Annotated in this window: 19 protein-coding genes; 17 read left to right on the top strand and 2 right to left on the bottom strand. The window is 42.5% G+C overall.

Going from position 1 to position 20,203, the window contains the following annotated elements:
* Positions 1–70 precede the first annotated feature (70 nt).
* The 4 genes from R8P61_07165 (at position 71) to R8P61_07150 (ending at position 2,863) form a co-directional block, all read left to right on the top strand.
* On the top strand, positions 71–1,087 hold the full coding sequence (locus tag R8P61_07165) for a histidine kinase (GenBank protein MDW3646822.1): 1,017 nt from the start codon (positions 71–73) through the stop codon (positions 1,085–1,087).
* Positions 1,084–1,800, top strand: coding sequence for a LytTR family DNA-binding domain-containing protein (locus tag R8P61_07160; protein ID MDW3646821.1), 717 nt, complete (start codon positions 1,084–1,086; stop codon positions 1,798–1,800). The genes R8P61_07165 and R8P61_07160 overlap by 4 nt, the downstream gene beginning before the upstream one ends.
* A 121-nt stretch (positions 1,801–1,921) precedes the next feature.
* A complete protein-coding gene (locus tag R8P61_07155) occupies positions 1,922–2,296 on the top strand; it encodes a DUF2809 domain-containing protein (protein ID MDW3646820.1) in 375 nt (124 codons plus the stop codon).
* A 96-nt stretch (positions 2,297–2,392) separates the two neighbouring features.
* Complete coding sequence (locus R8P61_07150) at positions 2,393–2,863, top strand: GAF domain-containing protein (GenBank protein ID MDW3646819.1); 471 nt, start codon at positions 2,393–2,395, stop codon at positions 2,861–2,863.
* A gap of 157 nt (positions 2,864–3,020) precedes the next feature.
* On the opposite strand, the gene R8P61_07145 is transcribed toward R8P61_07150, so the two are convergent.
* The gene (locus R8P61_07145; protein ID MDW3646818.1) at positions 3,021–4,385 is read right to left on the bottom strand and encodes a D-arabinono-1,4-lactone oxidase; all 1,365 of its coding nucleotides are present in this window, start codon (positions 4,383–4,385) and stop codon (positions 3,021–3,023) included.
* A 164-nt stretch (positions 4,386–4,549) separates the two neighbouring features.
* Here R8P61_07145 and R8P61_07140 point away from each other — a divergent pair, with 164 nt between their 5' ends.
* The 10 genes from R8P61_07140 (at position 4,550) to R8P61_07095 (ending at position 13,880) form a co-directional block, all read left to right on the top strand.
* Positions 4,550–5,359, top strand: coding sequence for a GNAT family N-acetyltransferase (locus R8P61_07140; protein ID MDW3646817.1), 810 nt, complete (start codon positions 4,550–4,552; stop codon positions 5,357–5,359).
* Positions 5,360–5,377: 18 nt separating this feature from the next.
* Positions 5,378–5,890, top strand: coding sequence for a DinB family protein (locus R8P61_07135; protein ID MDW3646816.1), 513 nt, complete (start codon positions 5,378–5,380; stop codon positions 5,888–5,890).
* Positions 5,874–6,605: a L,D-transpeptidase family protein gene (locus tag R8P61_07130; protein MDW3646815.1), complete on the top strand. Its 732-nt coding sequence runs from the start codon at positions 5,874–5,876 to the stop codon at positions 6,603–6,605. The genes R8P61_07135 and R8P61_07130 overlap by 17 nt, the downstream gene beginning before the upstream one ends.
* Before the next feature lie 87 nt (positions 6,606–6,692).
* Positions 6,693–7,862 carry an alanine--glyoxylate aminotransferase family protein gene (locus R8P61_07125; GenBank protein ID MDW3646814.1) on the top strand — a complete coding sequence of 390 codons (1,170 nt, stop codon included), beginning with the start codon at positions 6,693–6,695 and terminating at the stop codon, positions 7,860–7,862.
* 31 nt (positions 7,863–7,893) lie between these two features.
* Entirely contained in the window at positions 7,894–8,226 is a 333-nt protein-coding gene (locus R8P61_07120; protein ID MDW3646813.1) for a TfoX/Sxy family protein, read from the top strand.
* 29 nt (positions 8,227–8,255) lie between these two features.
* The gene (locus R8P61_07115; GenBank protein ID MDW3646812.1) at positions 8,256–9,002 is read left to right on the top strand and encodes a hypothetical protein; all 747 of its coding nucleotides are present in this window, start codon (positions 8,256–8,258) and stop codon (positions 9,000–9,002) included.
* A 566-nt stretch (positions 9,003–9,568) separates the two neighbouring features.
* Positions 9,569–10,813 (top strand): hypothetical protein, encoded by a 1,245-nt coding sequence (locus tag R8P61_07110; GenBank protein MDW3646811.1) that lies wholly within the window; start codon positions 9,569–9,571, stop codon positions 10,811–10,813.
* 162 nt (positions 10,814–10,975) lie between these two features.
* Positions 10,976–12,583 carry an alanine/glycine:cation symporter family protein gene (locus tag R8P61_07105; GenBank protein MDW3646810.1) on the top strand — a complete coding sequence of 536 codons (1,608 nt, stop codon included), beginning with the start codon at positions 10,976–10,978 and terminating at the stop codon, positions 12,581–12,583.
* Between the two features lie 123 nt (positions 12,584–12,706).
* A complete protein-coding gene (locus R8P61_07100; GenBank protein ID MDW3646809.1) occupies positions 12,707–13,363 on the top strand; it encodes a hypothetical protein in 657 nt (218 codons plus the stop codon).
* Positions 13,364–13,415: 52 nt separating this feature from the next.
* The gene (locus R8P61_07095) at positions 13,416–13,880 is read left to right on the top strand and encodes a GNAT family N-acetyltransferase (protein MDW3646808.1); all 465 of its coding nucleotides are present in this window, start codon (positions 13,416–13,418) and stop codon (positions 13,878–13,880) included.
* 364 nt (positions 13,881–14,244) lie between these two features.
* Here R8P61_07095 and R8P61_07090 read toward each other — a convergent pair whose 3' ends face one another.
* Positions 14,245–15,465 (bottom strand): T9SS type A sorting domain-containing protein, encoded by a 1,221-nt coding sequence (locus R8P61_07090; GenBank protein MDW3646807.1) that lies wholly within the window; start codon positions 15,463–15,465, stop codon positions 14,245–14,247.
* A 452-nt stretch (positions 15,466–15,917) separates the two neighbouring features.
* Between R8P61_07090 and R8P61_07085 the strand changes: the two genes are divergently transcribed.
* From R8P61_07085 to R8P61_07075, 3 genes are all read left to right on the top strand, one after another.
* Positions 15,918–16,484 (top strand): RNA polymerase sigma-70 factor, encoded by a 567-nt coding sequence (locus tag R8P61_07085; protein MDW3646806.1) that lies wholly within the window; start codon positions 15,918–15,920, stop codon positions 16,482–16,484.
* A 64-nt stretch (positions 16,485–16,548) separates the two neighbouring features.
* Positions 16,549–17,550, top strand: a complete 1,002-nt coding sequence (locus R8P61_07080; protein MDW3646805.1) for a FecR domain-containing protein — start codon at positions 16,549–16,551, stop codon at positions 17,548–17,550.
* The gene (locus R8P61_07075; protein MDW3646804.1) at positions 17,541–20,162 is read left to right on the top strand and encodes a carboxypeptidase-like regulatory domain-containing protein; all 2,622 of its coding nucleotides are present in this window, start codon (positions 17,541–17,543) and stop codon (positions 20,160–20,162) included. The genes R8P61_07080 and R8P61_07075 overlap by 10 nt, the downstream gene beginning before the upstream one ends.
* Positions 20,163–20,203 lie beyond the last annotated feature (41 nt).

The raw sequence follows: 20,203 nt of genomic DNA, 5'->3' as shown, positions 1-20,203 counted from the left end.
GTTTAAACTACATAGACTCCAGTACATTGAGAATGTTATTATCGCTATTTTTTGGATAGGGATATTTTCTATGCCCTTTATATTTTCAGATTTTCAAGAGGGGCTTAGCTGGGAAAGAGCCCTTTCCCTTTCAAAGCCCAATATTTCGCTCTTTCTGGCCTTTCTGGTCAATCGATTCCTTCTTTTGCCTAAACTGTTTTTTAAGCAAAGAAGATGGTCTTATGTTTTGGCTGTTTTGGGGCTGGTGGTATTGATTGCATTTGGTACATCCCTCTTAAGCCCTTCTGCACATTTAAATCCCCCTCCATTTGAAACGATAAATGAACGTCCTCCTGGGCCTCCTCCATTACAAGGTCCTGGGAATCCTCTTCAAACAGGAAGACCCAATCGCCCCTTCCCTAGTTACCTAATCTCCTCCTTTTTGTGTTTACTAATTATTGGGGTAGATACCGGACTGAATTCCTTCATTAAACTTTCCCGCGAAGAACGCGAGCATTCTTTATTAAAACGAGAAAATGTGAGTAATCAGCTGGCTTTTCTCAGGAATCAGGTAAGTCCACACTTCTTCATGAATACCCTTAATAATATTCATGCCCTTATAGATATTGATACGACTGAAGCCAAGGAATCCATCATTCGATTATCCAGGCTGATGAGGCATTTGCTCTATGATTCTGAAGCGGAATTCTTACCGCTTAGAAAGGAAGTAGAATTTATCGAAAGCTATGTGGAACTGATGAAGCTTCGCTATCCCAGCAAAGTGGATATCCTCCTTGAAATTCCAGACCTAATCCCTGATAAACAAATCCCTCCATTGCTTTTCACCTCTATGCTTGAAAATGCCTTCAAATACGGCATCAGTTATTCAAATCCTTCCTTTATCTCCATTAGCCTGGAGTGGACCTCCAATAGCCTCAGCTTTGAGATTAGCAATAGCAACCATCGGGAATCGCAAGAAGAAAACTATTCGGGAATAGGTTTACAAAATACACGCAAAAGGCTCGAACTTTTGTATGCGAAGCATTACATCCTGGATGTACATGATCATGAAGATATTTATACCGTAAATCTATTGATCCCCATATGATCCACTGTATTACCATAGACGATGAACCTCTGGCGCTCAGGCAGATGGAAGCATATATTGAGAAAACCTCCTTTCTTCAATTGGATGCAAGCTTCGAAAGTGCAATTGATGCGGCCAATTACCTACAGGATAAGGAAGTCGATTTGATGTTTGTGGATATAAATATGCCAGACCTCAGTGGAATGGACTTTGTAAAATCCCTGACCCAAAGACCAGAAGTCATATTCACTACTGCTTATAGTGAATATGCGATTGAAGGATTTAAAGTGGACGCCCTTGACTATTTATTGAAACCGATTAGCTATTCTGGGTTTCTAAAAGCTGCTAGCAAGGCTAATTCCATTATTAGTTTAAAGCAGCAAAAGAATTCAGCTTCAACACAGGGAGATAATTTCTTACTCATCAAATCTGAATACAAAATCATCAGGGTCAATTATGCTGATATCCGTTATGTAGAGGGAATGCGAGAATACCTCCGTTTTCATCTAAGAGAAGGTAAAGCTATCATGTCTCTTATGTCCATGAAGAAGCTGGAAGAGAAACTCCCAGCTGATGAGTTTATGCGGGTTCACAGGTCTTACATAGTACGAAAGGATCAGATACAAACCATTGAGCGAAACCGCATCGTTTTTGAGGGAAGTATTTACATTCCTGTCAGCAAACAGTATCAAGCTGCTTTTCAGGATTTTTTACGGAAAAATTTCCTGGATTAAATCCAGTGTGCAGGAAAGACAGAAAACCTTTGCATTGGCTTTAGGAGATAAGCGAATCATGATTTGGGGCTTTTAAATAAAATATGCAATTAGGAAAGGGAACGCAGATTTCCCCTTTTTTATGTCCCTATCATTCAACAAGAAATATTTCCTTGCCTTTTGTTTCCTTTTCCTCATAGAAGCACTGATAGCCGCCTTTCTAAACGATCCTTTTATTCGCCCCTATGTAGGAGACTTTTTGGCCGTCATTCTCATTTATACCTTCTTAAAAAGCTTCACAAGCTTATCTGTTAAACAAGCCGCATTTGGCACGCTTATCTTCTCCTACTTGCTAGAATTCAGTCAAGCCCTCGGCCTGATTAGCTGGCTGGGAATGGAGGAAAGCCTGGCAGCCAAACTTATTCTTGGACATGCCTTCAGTTGGGGGGATATGGTGGCCTATACCCTGGGGATTCTTTTGGTTTTGATAGTAGAAAGGAAAAACTCAAATTTGTAATTCGAGCTGGAAGTGATGGATGTCGGCGAGCTTGCAATTCAAGCTTTTCCCCTATCCTCTCCCAACTAAAAAAAGACACTTTCGTTAAATCAGCTTATGGCAGAATCAATCCTCCTTACTCCCAACCTCACGCGTGAAGAACGTTACCAGGAATTGCTCCCTCAAATCAAAGCTGTAGTTGAAGTAGAAAGTGATCCCATTGCCAATATGGCCAATGCGAGTGCTATGCTAAAGGAAGCCTTTGATTTCTTTTGGGTAGGCTTTTATCGTATGCAGGAAGGAGAATTGGTATTAGGGCCTTTTCAGGGACCTTTAGCCTGTACCCGTATTCCTCTGAGCAAAGGAGTTTGTGGAGCCTGCGCATCCCAACAGAAAACCCTCATTGTACCAGATGTAAATGCTTTCCCGGGTCATATTGCCTGTAGCAGCCTTTCCAAGTCAGAAATTGTAGTACCTAAAGTGGTGGATGGAAAAACCACCCTCATTCTGGACGTAGATAGCGATGAATATGATGATTTTTCTGAAGTGGATCAGAAATATTTGGAGGAAATGATGACTTATTTTTAGGATAATCCTTAAACTACAAGTGGCAGCACGAGCGCCGTCGAGGGGCCTAAAATACTTTCCTTAGCTTTTCGCTTATCTTATTAAATGGGAATTAGAGGCGCATGATAGAGGTCCCTCCACTTGGGTCTGGATGACAATTGATAATTGTCAGTTTATTTTAAACCTCTCTCCCATACACATACTTCTCCAAAAACTCATTGCTGAATTTCCGATCCGGATCATGTTTATCAATAAGCGCACGGAAGTCCCGCATTTTAGTATAAATACCTTCCAGATACTCTTTAGAAACCGTAAACAATTTGCCCCAATGTGGTCGCACCCGATAGGGTCGCAAAGCATCTTCAAGCTGAGGCAGGAGTTCCATGACTTCTTTTGTCTGAGGCTTCCAGGTAAAATGGAGCGCTATGCAGGCCTCCTGGTAGCAAGGACTCATCCAAAGATCATCCGCTGCTATGCTCCTGATTTCTGAGATTAGCAAGACAGGGTATATCTTTTCTCCCATTGCATAAACAGCCTTCAATGCCTCCACCGCATACATTCTTGGCACAAAAAACTCGGACTGTAGTTCGTCTCCCTTACTCGGGGTAAAATCCATTTTAAAATGAGGCAAACGCTCATGCCAGGGTCCTGCAACTCCCATCTGATCCGTACAATTCTCAGGAGAAATCTCTAAAATCGGATGAACATTCCGATCAGCGGCTTTTGCACCAAAGAGATCATCCGGTAGATTCAGCTCTCCATCCCCTACTCGATTCTTGAGCCAGACCTGATTTACGGTCCCATTTACCCAATCTGTAAACAAACTCACACTATATCCCATCGCATAAATCTCATCAAAATGCTCCTCCATGCTAGCAATCGGCAAATCCAGGTAAATGTCTTGTCTTACCTCAAAATCAGGTTGAATCTCAAGTTTCAGATGAGTTATCAATCCCAGGGCACCTAATCCCACAACTGCTCCTTCGAAATCGGGATCAATTCCTTTTTTCAGGATCACTTTCTCTCCGGCAGCATTGATGAGTTCAACTTCACGAACGATACTTGGGAGATTGCCATTGGAATCACCTGAGCCATGTGTAGCCGTAGCACAGGCACCCGCAATGGAAATATGCGGTAGAGAAGCAAGATTGTGTAAGGCAAAGCCATTTTCATGCAGGTGTTTGGCCAATTCTCCATATCGAATTCCGGCAGAAACTCTTACAGTACTTTCAGCCGCATTGATCTCCATGACTTTTCCCATCTTCTCCAGGGAAATTTGGCTGTACCTGCTATCCGCTACTTTATTGAATGAGTGGCAGCTACCCAGAGCTTTGCTATGGTCCACTTTTTTCAAATGCTCCAGCAATTCAGCTTCATTTGAAGGTTCATACAGTTTGTCAGTGCTATAGGTCAGATTCCCAGCCCAATTGGTCCGGGCCGCAGCAACTTCTTCCATAATCTTGTCTTTGCAGGCAAATAAGGTGGTAAATAAGGATCCGGCGACTATGACGGATGTTGATTGAAGGAAAGTTCTTCTTTCCATGATAGTAGTTTTAATCTGGTTTCACATCCTAAAGGCCCACTCCGCAGCTCTGTTGTCCTTATCAAGCTAGGAAATTCCCTAAGAAAATTCACTTTTGGGAGAAAATTCCTCCTTTCCTGCAGAAAAATGAAAAGGCTTTCCCTAAAAAAGGATAGATTTTGGCTATGAAAATCAAATCACTTGCAGATACAAATTTGAGCGATATAGTCGCATGTTTATTGGAAGCTTTTGAAGGATATTTTGTCAAAATGCCAGAGAGTATTGACTATTGGGAGGAGAGGTTTCGAGGGGCAAGGGTTGAGTATGAGCTTTCCTTTGGGATGTTCGATGAGGAACGATTAGTAGGATTTATTATGAATGGCATCGATACACAAGAAGGAGCCCTAACTGCCTTTAATACAGGCACAGGAGTAATTCCGGCCTATAGAAGTCAGAAAGTTGTAGATCGCATATACCAAGAAGCACTTCCACACTTGGCAGAAAGGGGCGTTCAGAATTGTAGATTGGAAGTTATCCAAGCCAATGACAGAGCCATTCGAGTATATGAAAGGATTGGCTTTCGCAAAATTAAGTCACTGCTGTCTTTTCGAGGAGACTGTAAAATTGGAGAATCTTCACTTAGCCAGAAAGAAGTAAAGTTATCCTCCATCGAAGATCTTATTCGCCAAAAAGAGCAATTTTATTCCTGGGATTTTACGTATGAAGCAATTTCCAAAAATGAAACTAGCTTTCAATGTTACCTTTTAGATCAATATGATAATTCCTACTATATAGTTAAGCCTGAGGCAAAAATGCTGGTACATTATGAGCTTCCCGAGGATGCATTTGCCGGACTTATCTCCAAGCTCTCTCCGCTATGTGAGAACATCCGCTTGGTGAATGTAGATGCCTCAAGAGTAAAACTGATTGATACCCTTGCAGAATTGGGATTTGAGAACTATATCAATCAATATGAAATGATAATGGATATCTAAGTCCTTAAAGAAGAAACTATGCAAATCACAGATCTGGACACATTTTTGAAATACTACCAGAGAGTAAAAGGACGGACCTCCCGTTTATTCCCCTACATCCCTCCAGACAAAATCGAATGGAAATGGGGAGAAAAGAGTTTTAGTTTTGGTGATCTTATCCGACATCTGGCCAGTATAGAAAGAGATATGTATGCGGAAAATGCTCGCTTCAGACCTAGTCGTTATAATGGTTGCGGACCGGAACTCGCAGAAGGCTATGAGGCTGTAATTGCCTACTATAAAAAGATGCAGGAAGAATCTTATGCTATTTTTTCACAATTGAGTGAAGAAGACCTTCACAAAAAATGCAAGACCCCAGCCGGAATCGAAATTACCCTTTGGAAGTGGTTACGGGCCATGCTTGAACATGAAATTCACCATAGAGGTCAGATTTACGTATATCTGGCTATGTTAGGCATAGAAAGTCCGCCGATCTATGGCCTGACTTCTGAACAAGTAGCCGATTTACGTTCCGATGAAAACACAAATTAGACTTCTCATATTTATGCTTCTGCCCCTCATAATGATCAATTGTACTTCTCCTAATGAGAAATCAGATCGCTTTGTATATGAGGAGGTTCGGGAGCAATGGAAATCCGACCTGAAAGACTTTGGCCTGGATGCTGAGAAAGGATACGAAATCTTTATACGTGCATTCAAGCAGGAGGAGATTTTGGAGGTATATATAAAATCGCTTTCGGAGGAAAGTTTTCGCCTGCTCAAAAGCTATGATTTTTGTACAAGTTCCGGAAGTCTGGGGCCCAAGCGAAAGGAAGGAGATAAACAAATCCCCGAAGGACTGTATCACATCGATCGATTCAATCCCAAAAGCCAATTCCACCTTTCTTTAGGCCTCAACTATCCCAATAAATCAGACCGCATCAAAGGAGATCCACAGGAACCCGGCAGCGATATTTTTATTCATGGAAAATGTGTTACCATTGGCTGCATTCCTTTGGGTGATCCGGGTATAGAAGAACTCTTTGTCCTGGCTGAACAAGCCAGTCTACAAGGGCAAAGACGGATTTCGGTTCACATCTTTCCCGCGAAAATGGAATCAGCTACTACTCAGCAGCTATTCGAACAATTTCCCCAACATACTGCCTTTTGGGAAAATCTCATTCCCCTCTATCAAGACTTTGAATCCAAAAAACAATTGAGCGAATTTCAGATTAGCGCCGAAGGAAACTACCAACTGGTCGAGTGAGGCTGCTTTATTCAGCGAATGTTATAAGAATATCGGGATAAGGTTTTAACTTGTCTCACCAAATCTATTGATAAACCATTCAGCCCAATGAAAGGAAGAAAGCTACTCATGATCCCCGGTCCTATCGAATTTGAGCCGGAAGTTTTGGCAGCGATGAGTGTACCTACTCCCAGCCACGTTGCCCCTAATTTTATCGAATCCTTTGGTCGGTCTCTCGAAATGCTCAGAGAGGTTTGGCTCAGTCCTGGCGGTCAGCCATTTATCATTGCCGGTACCGGTACTTTGGCTATGGACATGGCTGGTTGCAATCTCATCGAAGCCGGAGATAAAGCCCTGGTGATTTCCAGCGGATATTTTGGAGATCGCTTTGCCAATCTTCTCAAAAGATATGGAGCAGAGGTAGATATGCTGGAAGCCACCACTGGAGAAGTGGTCTCTATGGAACGCATAGAAAATGCTATTTCAAGCAAAGATTATAAATTACTCACTTTCACCCATGTAGATACCTCTACAGGGGTGAGAATTGATCCGAAAGCGATAGGAGCTTTAGGCGTAAAATATAATACCCTGACAGTACTTGATGGAGTGTGTTCCGTAGCTGCAGAAGAAATCAGGCAAGAGGAATGGGGGCTGGACATAGTTCTTACCGCTTCGCAGAAGGCCGTGGCTGTACCTCCGGGTTTGGCCTTGTTGGTAGCTTCTCAAAGAGCTATGGAGGTTTGGAAAAATAGAAAAACCCCCGTGAGCAACTATTATGCGGACTGGGCGAATTGGCTCCCTATTATGCAGGCCTATGAAGCCCGGAAGCCCTCCTACTTTGGTACACCGGCTGTAAACCTTGTGATCGCACTCGAAGTAAGCCTGAAACAAATTCTGGCAGAAGGTATGGATGCACGATTTGACAGGCACCAAAAAATAGCAGATGCCTTCAGAGCTGCAATGCAAGCCTTGAATATTAAACCCCTTGCCATCAGACCAGAAATTGCAGCAAATTCACTGACTGCTGCTTACTATCCGGAAGGAGTAGATGGAGCTAAATTTCGTGCAGCCATCGTTCAGGCAGGAGTAATTGTAGCTGGAGGATTGTTGGGCGAAATAAAGTCTGAATATTTCAGAGTTGGTCATATGGGAGCGGTCAATCAAAATGACCTCCTGGCTACTGTAGGTGCTATAGAATCGGCCCTGGAAGTTTGCGGATATAAACATGAAAGTAGTGCCGGTAGCCGAGCTGCCAAACAAGTGATGATGGCAGTTTAGGTAATTTGGCTTCATTTCAACATTTATAAAAATGGGGATACCTCAGGAACATCTCGACTTTCTTGCTGGACAATTTGATGCTTTTGGCCCCATTACCATCAAACGAATGTTTGGCGGAGCTGGCATCTTTCACGAAGGCCACATGATCGCTATGGTCAATCGCGACCTGGTTTTACGCCTCAAAGTAGATGAATACAATCAAGCGGATTATGAGGCACGCGGTATGAAGCCTTTTAGCATGGGAGGAAAAAAGAAGGGTATGCCTTATTGGGAAGTGCCTCAGGATGTCATAGAAAATCGGGATCAATTGGCTGCATGGGCGAGAAAATCATATGAAGCTGCCCTTAGGGCTAAGAAGAAATAGTCATTTTCTCACAGCCTCTTCAAGCTAGCATGAAATACATATTCAAATCACTTATCTCCCTTCTATTGCTCAGTCTTATTTGCTGTGAAGAAGCGCCTATGCCGGAACCTGCTCCGGATGTTAGCATTAGAGGCAGCATCATAAATGTTAGCGATCAAAGTCCTCTAAGTGGAATTGTCTTAAATACCTTGATGGGTAGAAATGTCCGAAGTCAGATCAGAACGGACGCTCAAGGAAAATTCAGTTTTGAAATAGAAGATTTGCGGCAATATTTCATTGATGGAGGTATGAGTGAAGCAGATGCAGATACGCTCCTGGCGCAGGACGAAATTTCAGTAAGTATCAATGCCGGAAGTGGAAGCTCTGAATGCCAATATTTTAGCATCGATCCTGCTTTACCTCAATATAGAAGGGCCGATTTTCCTGCTTTGCCCATAGCAGATACATGGGATTTCAATTTGCACGAAAGTGAGGTATTTCAATTTGTATTTCGAGATACAGCAAACAGCCCGAGAAGCGAAAACATTGTGGGAACAATTGAAGCAAGGGAATTGAATCAGCCAGATTTTTATACGCGTTGGACTCCTTTTGAATTAGAACTTTTTGACGGTACAGGGAACATATTTTGCTTACCCCTCAATTTAGCGGTAGAAATCAGCTATAGAATCATCGCCTATGCGGAAGGAGATTGGATAAATCCTTTGTATGAAAAGGAATTCAAAGACACCTTGACCATGACAAGTGCGGGTTTGCCTGTGTATGAGATTTTTTATTGATCTTGGTTGTTTTAGGGTTTATTTCCAACTTTTTGTAAGGGATTATATCCATCTTTTTGTAAGGGATTATATCCATCTTTTTTAGAAAAAGATGGAGTCAAAAATCGCAGAGCCCAGAACCTGCCCCGCATGCCGCCCCTTTTCCCGATGGGCTCTGCAGGGCCTATGCGCCTGGGTAGATTCAGGATTTCATGACCGTTGATAACAATTAACGATTACGGCAATAAGAAGCGATTAAGGACTAGACCATAGCATTCCAACGCTAACACCCTAACACTCTAACACTCTAACACCCCAATACGCTAACACCTTTTCCTGCGCCTAGGATTTGCAGCAGCTTGATTTTTTGCGATGCCTGTCCTGAATTATACTGAAGGATTTCATCTAAGGAAAAGAAGAAAGTGACCATAAAAACTCCTAATTACATTAAGCCTAATGATTACTTTTCTGAAATCAGGAAAAATATGAAGTCAAGAATGTTTCTGCTATAAAACCAAAATGCAAATCATCCATCCAAATAACATATCCCCAAAATCCCATATATTTAGCTTTTGAAGCTGCTCCCGATGAAGCCAAACCCTACATTAGAAGCCTTATTCGAACCGCAGGTACTTTCCTTTTATGCCTGGTGGCAATTGGCGATTTGCACCTTCGCCTTTCTGGCCCTGATGGCGATTTGGTGGCATATAGGGCGGAAAAATGAAGATACCGGACAGGTTTGGCTGGCTTTATCTGTCCTTTGCTGGAGCCTCTCAGGTGGTGTCGAACTGTATTTCTCCCAAAAATATCTGGATCAGATACAGCCTTTATACGAACTCACAGCCTTACAATTGGAAGGCCATGCTCCTGCTGATGCTTCTCAGCTTATTTCCTCCACCTATGCAGAGGTAAAAGCCTATCAGGAAGCTAATGCCTATAAACTCGATGGATGGCGAAGTATCCTCTCTCTGCTGAACAGCCTTTTCATCCTGCTAGCTCTCCCCTGGTTTCGCTATCTCCCCAAACGACTGGAACCCATCATTAAATCCAACTATTGGATCTTCATTGTGGGGCTTCCATTCCTCTTTTCCCTTTTGCCCACCATTAGCAAAATGTTGTCGGGTTCATCCATCAGTCTGGTAAGCGAACTGGATGTTTATTATTCGACCCTGACCCTGGGATTTCTGGGCTATGTCTTTTGGGAGTCTTTCGCCAAAAGAAGGCTCATCATCCTCGCCTGGCTTTCCTTGATATGTATCCTGATCACATTTGTGGCTCAGCTCTATAAACTCAGTTCGTCCAGTCTCGATTTGACCCTGTACTCTGCCATCTTCAAAACCTCCCTTACGATGATCTTCTTTGCTTTGGCTTTGAGTTGGGTGAAGGAGCTTTCGGAGAATGTCATCCCTGATTCCGATCGACTGTTCCTTTCTTTTTACAAGGATCGCCTTTCGGCCGATAAAATCAATTTCCATGTCAAGTTGGAAGGAATAGGAAATTCAGCGGAAAAAGTCATTCCACTGAGCCCCACTTTGTATAAACTCCTTCTTCTTTTCGCCCAAAGAAAACAGGAAGGCAAAGAATGGCTGGAAATAAAACCGAAAGCAGATAGCCGTTCTGAGAAAGCCTATGATATCCAGGACCATAATGAGATCAAACGATTGATCATTGCGCTGCTGGATGGACTATTTGGGAAGGGAAACTGGACGAAAAACCTGCATGAAACTCCTCTGCGAATGGCCTTGTTTGAAATGTCAGAGAAGCGGGAACGAAAGATACGCTTGAAGCTTCCCTCTCCAAATATCAGCCTGAGCGGAACCACAATCCCTTAATTTATAGCCACTTAGATTTACAGACACTCATTCCCAGCCATCTTGTCTGTAAGTCTTCCTACTGATTTTTTCAGATCTCTTCCGACTTTTCACAGATGAAAAATAGCTTTTGGTCAGCTTGACCCCTCTGCAAAATGTCTTGCAGCCTAAAAGCAAATATCTATGAATCCCAAAACGCATTTTCTCTGGAAATCCAGGCGTATTCTTCCTTTGATTGGGTTGATCCTGCTCCTTCCCCTGACTCTTTCCGCACAGGACAAAGGCCTGGATGAAATCATCAATGATGCATTTATGCCATTTGCCCTATCCTGGGAAGCCTTCATTTTTACACCCATTCCCATCGGACCCTTTTCCATTCCTATCGTTCTCATTTTGCTGGTATTTGGGGCTTGTCTCTTTACCGTCTATTTCTCTTTTGCCAATCTCCGACTATTTCCCCTGGCGCTGCGTGTGGTAAGAGGAAAGTATGATGAAATAGAAAGAGTAGATCCGGAACATCCTGAGAAAGAATCAGAAGCTGGTGAGGTCAACCATTTTCAGGCCTTAACAACTGCTGTATCCGGCACAGTTGGTTTAGGAAATATCGCTATGGTAGCTGTAGCCATTTCCATCGGAGGTCCGGGAGCCACTTTTTGGATGATTCTGGCAGGATTGCTAGGCATGTCTTCGAAATTTGTAGAGTGTACGCTGGGTGTCAAATACCGAGACATTGATAAAGAGGGGAAAGTCTATGGTGGACCTATGTATTATCTATCCAGAGGTTTGAAAGCGCAGGGAAGAGCCGGAGTGGGCAAAGTCCTATCGGTGCTTTTTGCGCTTTTATGTGTAGGCGCATCTTTTGGTGGGGGAAATGCTTTTCAGACCAATCAGGCAGCCGCTCAATTGATTCAAAGATTTGATTTGGGGGGAGAAGCTATAGGTACACTTATCGGTATCATATTCGCCATTTTGGTGGGAATTGTAATCATTGGAGGGATCAAACGTATAGCCAAAGTTACGGAGAAAGTAGTGCCTTTTATGGCCGCCCTCTATGTGCTCGCTGCGCTTTTCGTTCTCATTGTCAATGCAAGTTTGGTGGATGATGCCTTTGCCCTGATCATTCAGGAGGCTTTCACACCCCAAGCTACGATAACGGGGGGATTTATCGGAGTTATCCTGCAGGGCTTTCGCAGAGCAGCCTTTTCCAATGAAGCAGGAGCAGGTTCTGCTGCCATTGCTCACTCAGCTGTACAAACCCATTATCCTGCTTCAGAAGGATTAGTAGCCTTATTGGAACCCTTTATCGATACGGTCATCATCTGTACCATGACAGCTTTGGTCATCATTATCTTCAATATGGATTCGGCTTTTGTTTATGGAGATGTCGTAAACAATCAGGCAGCTCTTATTGAAACAGGAGAAAGAATAGGAGGAGTAAATTTAACCTCAATGGCCTTTGACGCTGCCATCCCTGGATTTTCCTATGTGCTGGCATTTGCCGTAGTTCTTTTTGCTTTTTCAACCATTTTATCCTGGGCCTACTATGGATCGCAGGCATGGGCTTTTCTTTTTGGTCGGGGAAAAAGAGCAGATCTCGTTTATAAAAGTATCTTTCTGCTTTTCACTGTTCTGGGCTCTGCAGTCACCCTGGATGCTGTCATTAAATTTTCGGATGCTATGATCCTGGCTCTTGTTTTTCCGAATATGATCGGCCTTTTATTTCTCTTTCCCCAGGTAAAAGGAGAACTGAATAAGTACCTTAAATTGATAGAAGGAGCAAAAAAAGCATAGAAAAACTTCCTTTGGCCCAAGTATTGCCTTCAAATAGCTTTCGTAGTAAATTGCCAAGCGAAAAGAAATTCCATCTATTTGTATATTTGGATACGTTAAGATGGCTAAAAAACATTACCAATTATGAGAAATCTATTTTCACAAGTTACTTCTTTCATGGCGATACTTGTGATGTTCACACTTATGAGTTGCGGTGGATCTTCCGGATCCGGTTCAACCGCTGCCACTAAAGAAGAACCTGCTAAAGAAGAGGCAACTGAAAAAAAATCCGGAGGTATCAGCTTTACAGATGAAGAAAAAGCTGCATTGAAGGACAAATTTTTCTTTGACGAGGCCAGTGGATTTTACTCCCACAAAGCCTGGAACAAAACAACTCCAAAGCGTCGTACGCTGACAGCAGACGTAAACAAAACAGGATACTATTGCCTGGTTAGCAACTACTACGGAGCCGGTTTAAATCATAGTAAAGTTAATGTCAAAATAGACGGAAAGACTATGAGTACCGAAGGCATTGACCGTAAAAATGAGACCGAGCATAGAAAAGTAAATGATAAAGGCGGTCAAAGATGGGAAATCAACTCCTACACCAAATACAGAGACAAAGGTATCTTTGATGCCATTTCTAAAACAGATGGTGCAGTTATGATTTCTTTCGTTGGTCCAGATGCGACTACGAAGTACGAAGAAATCAATTCTACAGACATGGAAGCTCTGAGGGATTGTGCACAACTCTCCTTGTTGATGCGCTTCGAAGCAGCCGCAGCAGCAGCTGGACAGTAGAACGATCAAGTAAGAATTTGTGCTCCATCTGTTTTCAGGTGGAGCCTTTTTTATGAAACCAACTTTCACCATCAAAGCTTTGGGTGAAGGAGAAGACTATCCCTTCGACCTTCTTCGACTCGCCGATCCGGATCAAGCGGTATTGGAGAGTTATTTAATTGATTCAAAGCTGTTTGTTTTGGAGGAAGCCGCAAAGATTCTGGGAGTTTTGGTGCTAAAAGAATTGAAGGATGATGAACTAGAAATCATGAACATAGCCATAGAAGAAAAGCAGCAAGGCAAAGGTTGGGGGAAAGTGCTGCTAAACTTTGGGATTGAGGAGGCGAAGAAAAGGAAGGCAAAGAGTCTATGGATAGCTACTGGTAATTCAAGTATTGGTCAGCTGGCTCTGTATCAGAAGATGGGATTTGAGATGGCTGAAATTCGAAGGGATCATTTCTTGCTCAATTATGCCGAACCGATCTGGGAAAATGGCATTCAATGCAAGCATATGATTCGATTGAAGAGGGAGTTTTAGTTTAGGGAATCGGAGGCCCTTCCACTTCGGTCAGGGTGTCAGCTGTGCTTAAGCTGTGTCATCCATAGGCTTGGATGCGCTCGGCTCCTGCGCTCCGAGGGAACTTGTATTTTTTCGTCACTATAATACAAGATCTCTCAACACTCAAGCCCGCACATACACCAACTTCGAGATGACCATGCTGGAATACACTCGGCTCCTGTGCGCCGAGGGAGTTTGAGATACGTTTGTGCTTACGATCGATCCAATAAAAAACATGTAGGCGAGCCCATTTGACCTCGCCTACAATAGCGTTTGGGTAGAATCAAGGGAAGAAAATGCCTGGCCAATGTGCTAAGCCAGGCATCGATTTAGAATGGAATAATTATATTTTCATAATTCTCTTTGCTTCCAGAATTTCCTGGTTTTCTCCCAGTACCTGAATCAAATAGGTACCTTTCTGAAGATCACTCAGGTCTATGAGTTCGAACTCAGACTGTAGTTTTTGATATTTTAGCTTTTGGCCCAAAATACTGTAGACGATGAGTTCCTTTCCACTGCCTCGCACCTCTAATCGGTCCGAAACAGGATTGGGATAAAGACTGACCTGCTGGGCTCCCTCTACACTCAATTCCAATACAGTTGAGTAAGAGAAAGCACCATCAATGTCAACTTGTTTAAGGCGATAATATAGGATTCCCTGACCAGGGCTGAGGTCTGAGAATTGATAATTTTGGATTTCCTGACTGTTGCCGACAGCATCTACTTCTCCGATTTTATTGAAGAAGCTTCCATCTGTACTTTTCTCAATGATAAAGTGATCATTGTTTACTTCATTTGCAGTACTCCACTCAAGAGAGATCGTCGTTTCAATTTCCTTACCGCTAAATGAGAGCCATTCTACGGGAAATATACCGGGTCCTCCAAACTGAAGGTTTGTGAATGGGACTGTACTTTGATTGATCCCTACTTCACTCTCCGTCCATTTTCCAGTATTGATGAAATCAGCCATGCTAGTATTGTTTCTTTGATTAGGACGAAACTCTACACTCTGGATGTCATCATCATTAAAGTCCAGACGAATAAATCCACTGCTCAAAGGGGCATTGGGATCCGTGCTGGGCTCGTCTCCACCATCTTGCTGCCCATTGAAGGTCAGATGCATATATATTTCTGTAACAGAAGACCCAGGGCTGCTTGGGTCGGAGGCGGAGAATATGGAAAAACTTTCTCCGGAGTGGATGCTAAAGCGTCCATCTCCTCCGGTAATGTTTGCGTTGAAAGTTCCTACTGGCGTTGCATTGTTGGACCGGTATAGCGTGAAATTATTGTTTGTGGGTTCTGTAATGCGGATTACCTCTCCTTTGGCCAATCCTCCCAGGGGGACTACATATCCATGGACTGCTCCGAAAAAAGCATTAAAAGATGCATTGTATGCCTCATCGCTGATATAAATCACTTCACCTGCTTTGAAATCATCCAACATAACGATGGCAATTTCATCAGGATTTTCAGTAGTGATTCCACAAAAAGCGGCTCTTTGTGCAAATACATTGCTTACAAAAATGGGAAGGATGGCAATTAAGATGAATAAATGTCGGTACATAGGACTATTATTTTGCGCGTTAAATACTACTCTGAAATCATTGGAAATCAGTTAAGTAGAGCAGGCTCAAAAGTCCGAAATGAACAAATGCTTCAATACCGAAATGTCGTGGAGTAAAAAATGAATGAGCTTCCTTGAGTATGATGCGACTCATTCGATGAGAAGTTGAACAAAGATTGAAAGTATTTGTCAATAATTTCCCAATAGTCAAGCAAACCGTAGAAATCCTATCACCAGTTGTTAGTTTTTATGGTTTAGCAGAGGGCTTCTACTACGCGATTGGTCTATTTTTTTACCTTTTTTAACTCCTAATTTTTTCTGCTTTTTTGTAAAAATATGGACGTAGGTGGAAGGGTAAATCAGCTTTGGGGCATTTTCATATTGTGCACCCGATTAGGAAGATGTACATTTGCTCGGGTATTAAGGAAAACAAATCACACACATATTTTTACTTGGATAGTTGGAAAAAGCATACCGATAAGCAACTCTGGGATCAAAGCAAAAAAGGTAACAGACAAGCCTTCAGGGAAATTTTTGATCGACATTATTCGCTATTACTGGGGACAGGCATAAATATGCTCAAGGATCCAGATGCAGCAAAGGATGTGGTGCAGGAGGTATTTTTGCAAATCTGGAAAAACAGAGAAAATCTGGAGATTAAATCTTCTTTGGAAGCCTATTTGAAACGATCTACTATCAATCGCTCCCTCAATCGGATTCGTTCCAAAAAGAATTTTATCGATGAAAACGAATTAAAAGATACTGCTTCCAGCCAAAGCAGCGCTCAGGAACTATTGGAACATGATGACCTGCATGCTGCCCTTCAAGCCGGTCTAAATAGTCTGCCCGAAAGATGCAGGCTGATATTTGTTATGAAACGTATGGAGGGCTTTTCGCAGAAAGAAATCGCCGAGAAGTTGAATATTTCCCCTAAAACTGTTGAAAATCAAATGACCAAAGCTCTGAAGTCCCTCAAGAAGAGGATAGCACCTTTTGTCAAAAATCAGGAAAGCTCATAGGGGAATATGAAATTTCTTGTGTCATCATCCAGAAATAACACCACCAGAACGGACAAAACATTATATGAAGGAAGACTTTTACATATCATTACTTTATAAAAAGCTGAGCGGAGAGATTGAGCCGGAAGAAGCTGATGAGCTGGAAAAGTGGATAACTGCATCTTCCGAAAATAAGCTTATCGCTGAGCAGATTCGCATTGCATGGGAAGAAAGTCCCGCTTTGGCTGCAAAGCCCCAAGTAGACCTTGATCAGGCTTTCCTCGAATTGGAAAGCAAAATGGATGCTCCTATTCCCATAATGGGAAAAAGCAAGAAGCTCGCTATGAGATCCCGTTGGATGCAAATAGCTGCGGCAATTACCTTTTTACTGGCAGCTGCTTTCCTTTTGAGTGATTTCCTTAGCCCCACCGTGGAGTTTAAAGAAATTGTCAATAGTCGAGACAGCGATATGGAGCTAGAATTGGAAGATGGGAGTCAAATCACCCTTCGCCCGAATAGCAAGCTCAAACACCCTACTCAATTTTCCGAAGATTTGAGAGAAGTACAATTGGAAGGAGAGGCTTTTTTCGAAGTAGAGCACAATGCAAGTCGTCCTTTTATTATCCGTACTCCGGGTGAAAAAGTACAAGTTTTGGGGACAAAATTTAGGGTGCAAGCCTTACCCGGATCTACAGAAAGCATTGTTCAGGTTGAAAGTGGTAAAGTATCTTTTGAAGCCAATGGAGTTGAGGGAAAGCTCATTTTAGAAGCTGGTGAAAAAGGTATTTTCGACAAAAGTGAAAAGAGTTTCGAAGAGATATCAGCAAGCAATCCCAATGAAATGAGTTGGGCAACTGCAAAGTTCTTGTTTGAAGACACAAAACTCTCAGATGTTTTTGATATTATCTCGGATCATTATGGGATTGAAATCATAGCGGAAATTGAGGACATCGAGTGTTCTCTGACCGCAAGTTTTGAGGATGAAAGTATCCAGGATATACTGGAAAGCATCTCAGAAATATTTGATATCAGCTTTGAAAAGGTATCAGAAACCAGCTATACATTGAAAGGAGGTCCATGCGAATAATTTTCCTATTGGGAATATGTTTGCTGCTTACTGAATATGCTTTCGGACAAAAACTACTGGATAAACAGATAGATTTTTCAGCCAAAGAACTCAGTTTGCATGAAGCCCTTATCCAGCTTAGGCAGGAAGAGGGTATTCGTATTTCTTATAGCCCTGATCATCTACCCAAAGATGAGCGCATCAGCCTCGAACTCAAAAACGTCCCCTTGAGAGAGGTATTAAGCCAAATTCTTTCCCCAACATCTCTTGTGTTCAAAGAAGGTCGCAACAAAATCCTTTTACACCGGAGAAAAGCAAAAAAATACAGCATCAGTGGATATCTGGAAGATGCAGAAAATCGGGAACGACTCATATCCGCCCGAATTTATTGTCCCCAACTAAAAGCTGGAACTTATAGTAATGAATATGGCTTCTTCAGCATGAGCCTGGAAGAAGGGAATTACGATCTCGAATTTCATTATGTAGGCTACAAGCTTGAAAAAAGACGGATAAACCTCAACAAAAATCAGCGTTTAAGGCTGGAACTTAGTTCGAATCTCAGTTTGCCGGAGCAAATTATTTCTCCGGCCTACACAAGCAGCTCTCTGGCAAATGAGAATCCAGACCAAAGCCTGGAATTAGGCAGAGGCTTTATCAATATCAGTCCTGCTCTGGTAGGAGAAGCTGATCCGGTACGAGCTGCCCATCTTTTGCCCGGAGTTCAGGGAGGCGTGGATGGACTGGGAGGTACTTTTGTGCGGGGGGGAGAAAGTGGACACAACCTCATGATGTTGGATGGTGTTCCAGTGTATATCCCTTTTCATTTGCTGGGAGCATATTCCATTTATAACAACAGCACCATTCGATCAGCAAAGCTGCTAAAGGGAAATTTCTCTGCTCGATATGGAGGGCGCCTGGGAGCCTATTTTGATGTACGAACGCGGGAAGGAAACCGAAATAAATGGATGGCAGAAGTATCAGGCAATTTACTGACTGCCAAAGTTTTAGCAGAAGGCCCCATCAATAAGGGTAAGGGATCTTTACTGGTGAGTGGACGCATTACTCATAATGCAGAGCTACTGAGTGCTCCTTTACAAAGGATCTATTTTCAAACGGAAGAAGACTACTTCAGTTCCTATTTCGGAGATTTAAATCTGAAGTTTAACTATAAGCTTTCCAAAAAGGACAGGATCTATCTGAGTTTATTTACGGGTTCTGATTATTTCCATAAATCACCCGGATTCTTGCCGGATTCGATTTTGTTCACGGAAGTAAATTCAGGCTGGCATAATTCGGTTATGGCACTCCGATGGAATCACCTTTTCAATTCAAAACTCTTTGCCAATACGACCATAACTGGTAGTAGTTATGGATTTGATTATAGCAGCCTTGAACAGGTATTTACCTCCTCGGATACTAATTTTGGAGAGTTTGAGGAATTAAATTTCATCAACAGCATTTCGACCAATCGGGACTGGGGAATCAAAACGGATTTTGATTATCTCCCAAACCTCAGACATAATATCAGATTCGGATTTGGGTTGTCGAGCCGGGAGTTCGTCCCTGATCTGACCTATTTTGATGAACAATATGTTGCATTTGAGGAATTGGACTCCGTAAGTATAGAAATCCTGCAAAGTCTGGTTAATAGCAATACTTACAGTACCGGAGAGGGATATTTTTATGCTGAGGATGACTGGCAGGTGAATTCAAAGTTGAAGTTTAGGGCTGGCCTGCGAGGCAGTGCATTCTGGACCAATGGATGGTCCCATTATAGACTGGAACCCCGATTGAGAGGAAGTTATCAGTATTCAGATAAACTGCAGTTTTCTGCATCCATCAATCGCATGATCCAGTATCTGCATTTGATTAGCAACTCAGCCATTCGAGTACCAACAGATCTCTGGATACCTTCTACGGCAAATATTCAACCTCAGGAATCCTGGCAAAGCGAAATAAGTATGCGCTATGTCTGGAATGATAAACTCAGATTTTCAGCAGATATCTATTATAAGGATATGAATAATCTGTATGCTTATCCTGAAGGATTCAGTTTCCTTGAGAGCCTTGACAATCGAAGTCCGGAAGATTTCGTGGTATGGGGAAAAGGCAATGCTTTTGGTATAGAACTTATGCTAAGCTATGAAGAAGCTAAACGAGGAGGAATGATTTCCTATACCCTGGGAAGAAGTAGACGCCAGTACAATGATCAGAATCTGGGCTTGAGTTATCCGCATGAATACGATGCGCGACATCAGTTCAAACTTTTCGCCTACCAAAAAATCGGAAAAAACCTGAATTTCAGTGTGGACTTCCTGTATTTCTCCCCCAGCCCCAGGCTCAATCTGCTATTTTCTCCCGGAGGAGAAGGCTTACGTGGAATAGACTTAAATCCTGCCGGAAAGAAAAACTTTTTCCGAGGGGAAAGCTATAGTAGATTGGATATACAAGCTTCTTATCAGTTCAATACCGGCAGATTCAATCACGCCTTTAAAGCCGGGCTTTATAATGGGCTGAATCAAAACAATGTTGCCTATTACGAATTGATTTTTTCTCAAAATTCCATTCGGGAAGGCAATCCTATTTACTCTTTGCCCCTCCTCCCCTCTCTATCCTATACTGTGAAGTTTTAAGCATATTCCCGCCCTCCTTTGTTCCTCCGAACTATAGCGTG

The organism is Bacteroidia bacterium, from assembly GCA_033391075.1.
Lineage (GTDB): Bacteria > Bacteroidota > Bacteroidia > J057 > J057 > JAWPMV01.
The sequence above is the reverse complement of the archived record's forward strand: the minus strand, read 5'-3'. Positions and strand labels throughout refer to the sequence as shown.

Coding starts and splice junctions, on each gene's coding strand:
- R8P61_07165 (MDW3646822.1), top strand. CDS start 71: ATGCCCTTTATATTTTCAGATTTTCAAGAGGGGCTTAGCTGGGAAAGA.
- R8P61_07160 (MDW3646821.1), top strand. CDS start 1,084: ATGATCCACTGTATTACCATAGACGATGAACCTCTGGCGCTCAGGCAG.
- R8P61_07155 (MDW3646820.1), top strand. CDS start 1,922: ATGTCCCTATCATTCAACAAGAAATATTTCCTTGCCTTTTGTTTCCTT.
- R8P61_07150 (MDW3646819.1), top strand. CDS start 2,393: ATGGCAGAATCAATCCTCCTTACTCCCAACCTCACGCGTGAAGAACGT.
- R8P61_07145 (MDW3646818.1), bottom strand. CDS start 4,385: ATGGAAAGAAGAACTTTCCTTCAATCAACATCCGTCATAGTCGCCGGA.
- R8P61_07140 (MDW3646817.1), top strand. CDS start 4,550: ATGAAAATCAAATCACTTGCAGATACAAATTTGAGCGATATAGTCGCA.
- R8P61_07135 (MDW3646816.1), top strand. CDS start 5,378: ATGCAAATCACAGATCTGGACACATTTTTGAAATACTACCAGAGAGTA.
- R8P61_07130 (MDW3646815.1), top strand. CDS start 5,874: ATGAAAACACAAATTAGACTTCTCATATTTATGCTTCTGCCCCTCATA.
- R8P61_07125 (MDW3646814.1), top strand. CDS start 6,693: ATGAAAGGAAGAAAGCTACTCATGATCCCCGGTCCTATCGAATTTGAG.
- R8P61_07120 (MDW3646813.1), top strand. CDS start 7,894: ATGGGGATACCTCAGGAACATCTCGACTTTCTTGCTGGACAATTTGAT.
- R8P61_07115 (MDW3646812.1), top strand. CDS start 8,256: ATGAAATACATATTCAAATCACTTATCTCCCTTCTATTGCTCAGTCTT.
- R8P61_07110 (MDW3646811.1), top strand. CDS start 9,569: ATGAAGCCAAACCCTACATTAGAAGCCTTATTCGAACCGCAGGTACTT.
- R8P61_07105 (MDW3646810.1), top strand. CDS start 10,976: ATGAATCCCAAAACGCATTTTCTCTGGAAATCCAGGCGTATTCTTCCT.
- R8P61_07100 (MDW3646809.1), top strand. CDS start 12,707: ATGAGAAATCTATTTTCACAAGTTACTTCTTTCATGGCGATACTTGTG.
- R8P61_07095 (MDW3646808.1), top strand. CDS start 13,416: ATGAAACCAACTTTCACCATCAAAGCTTTGGGTGAAGGAGAAGACTAT.
- R8P61_07090 (MDW3646807.1), bottom strand. CDS start 15,465: ATGTACCGACATTTATTCATCTTAATTGCCATCCTTCCCATTTTTGTA.
- R8P61_07080 (MDW3646805.1), top strand. CDS start 16,549: ATGAAGGAAGACTTTTACATATCATTACTTTATAAAAAGCTGAGCGGA.
- R8P61_07075 (MDW3646804.1), top strand. CDS start 17,541: ATGCGAATAATTTTCCTATTGGGAATATGTTTGCTGCTTACTGAATAT.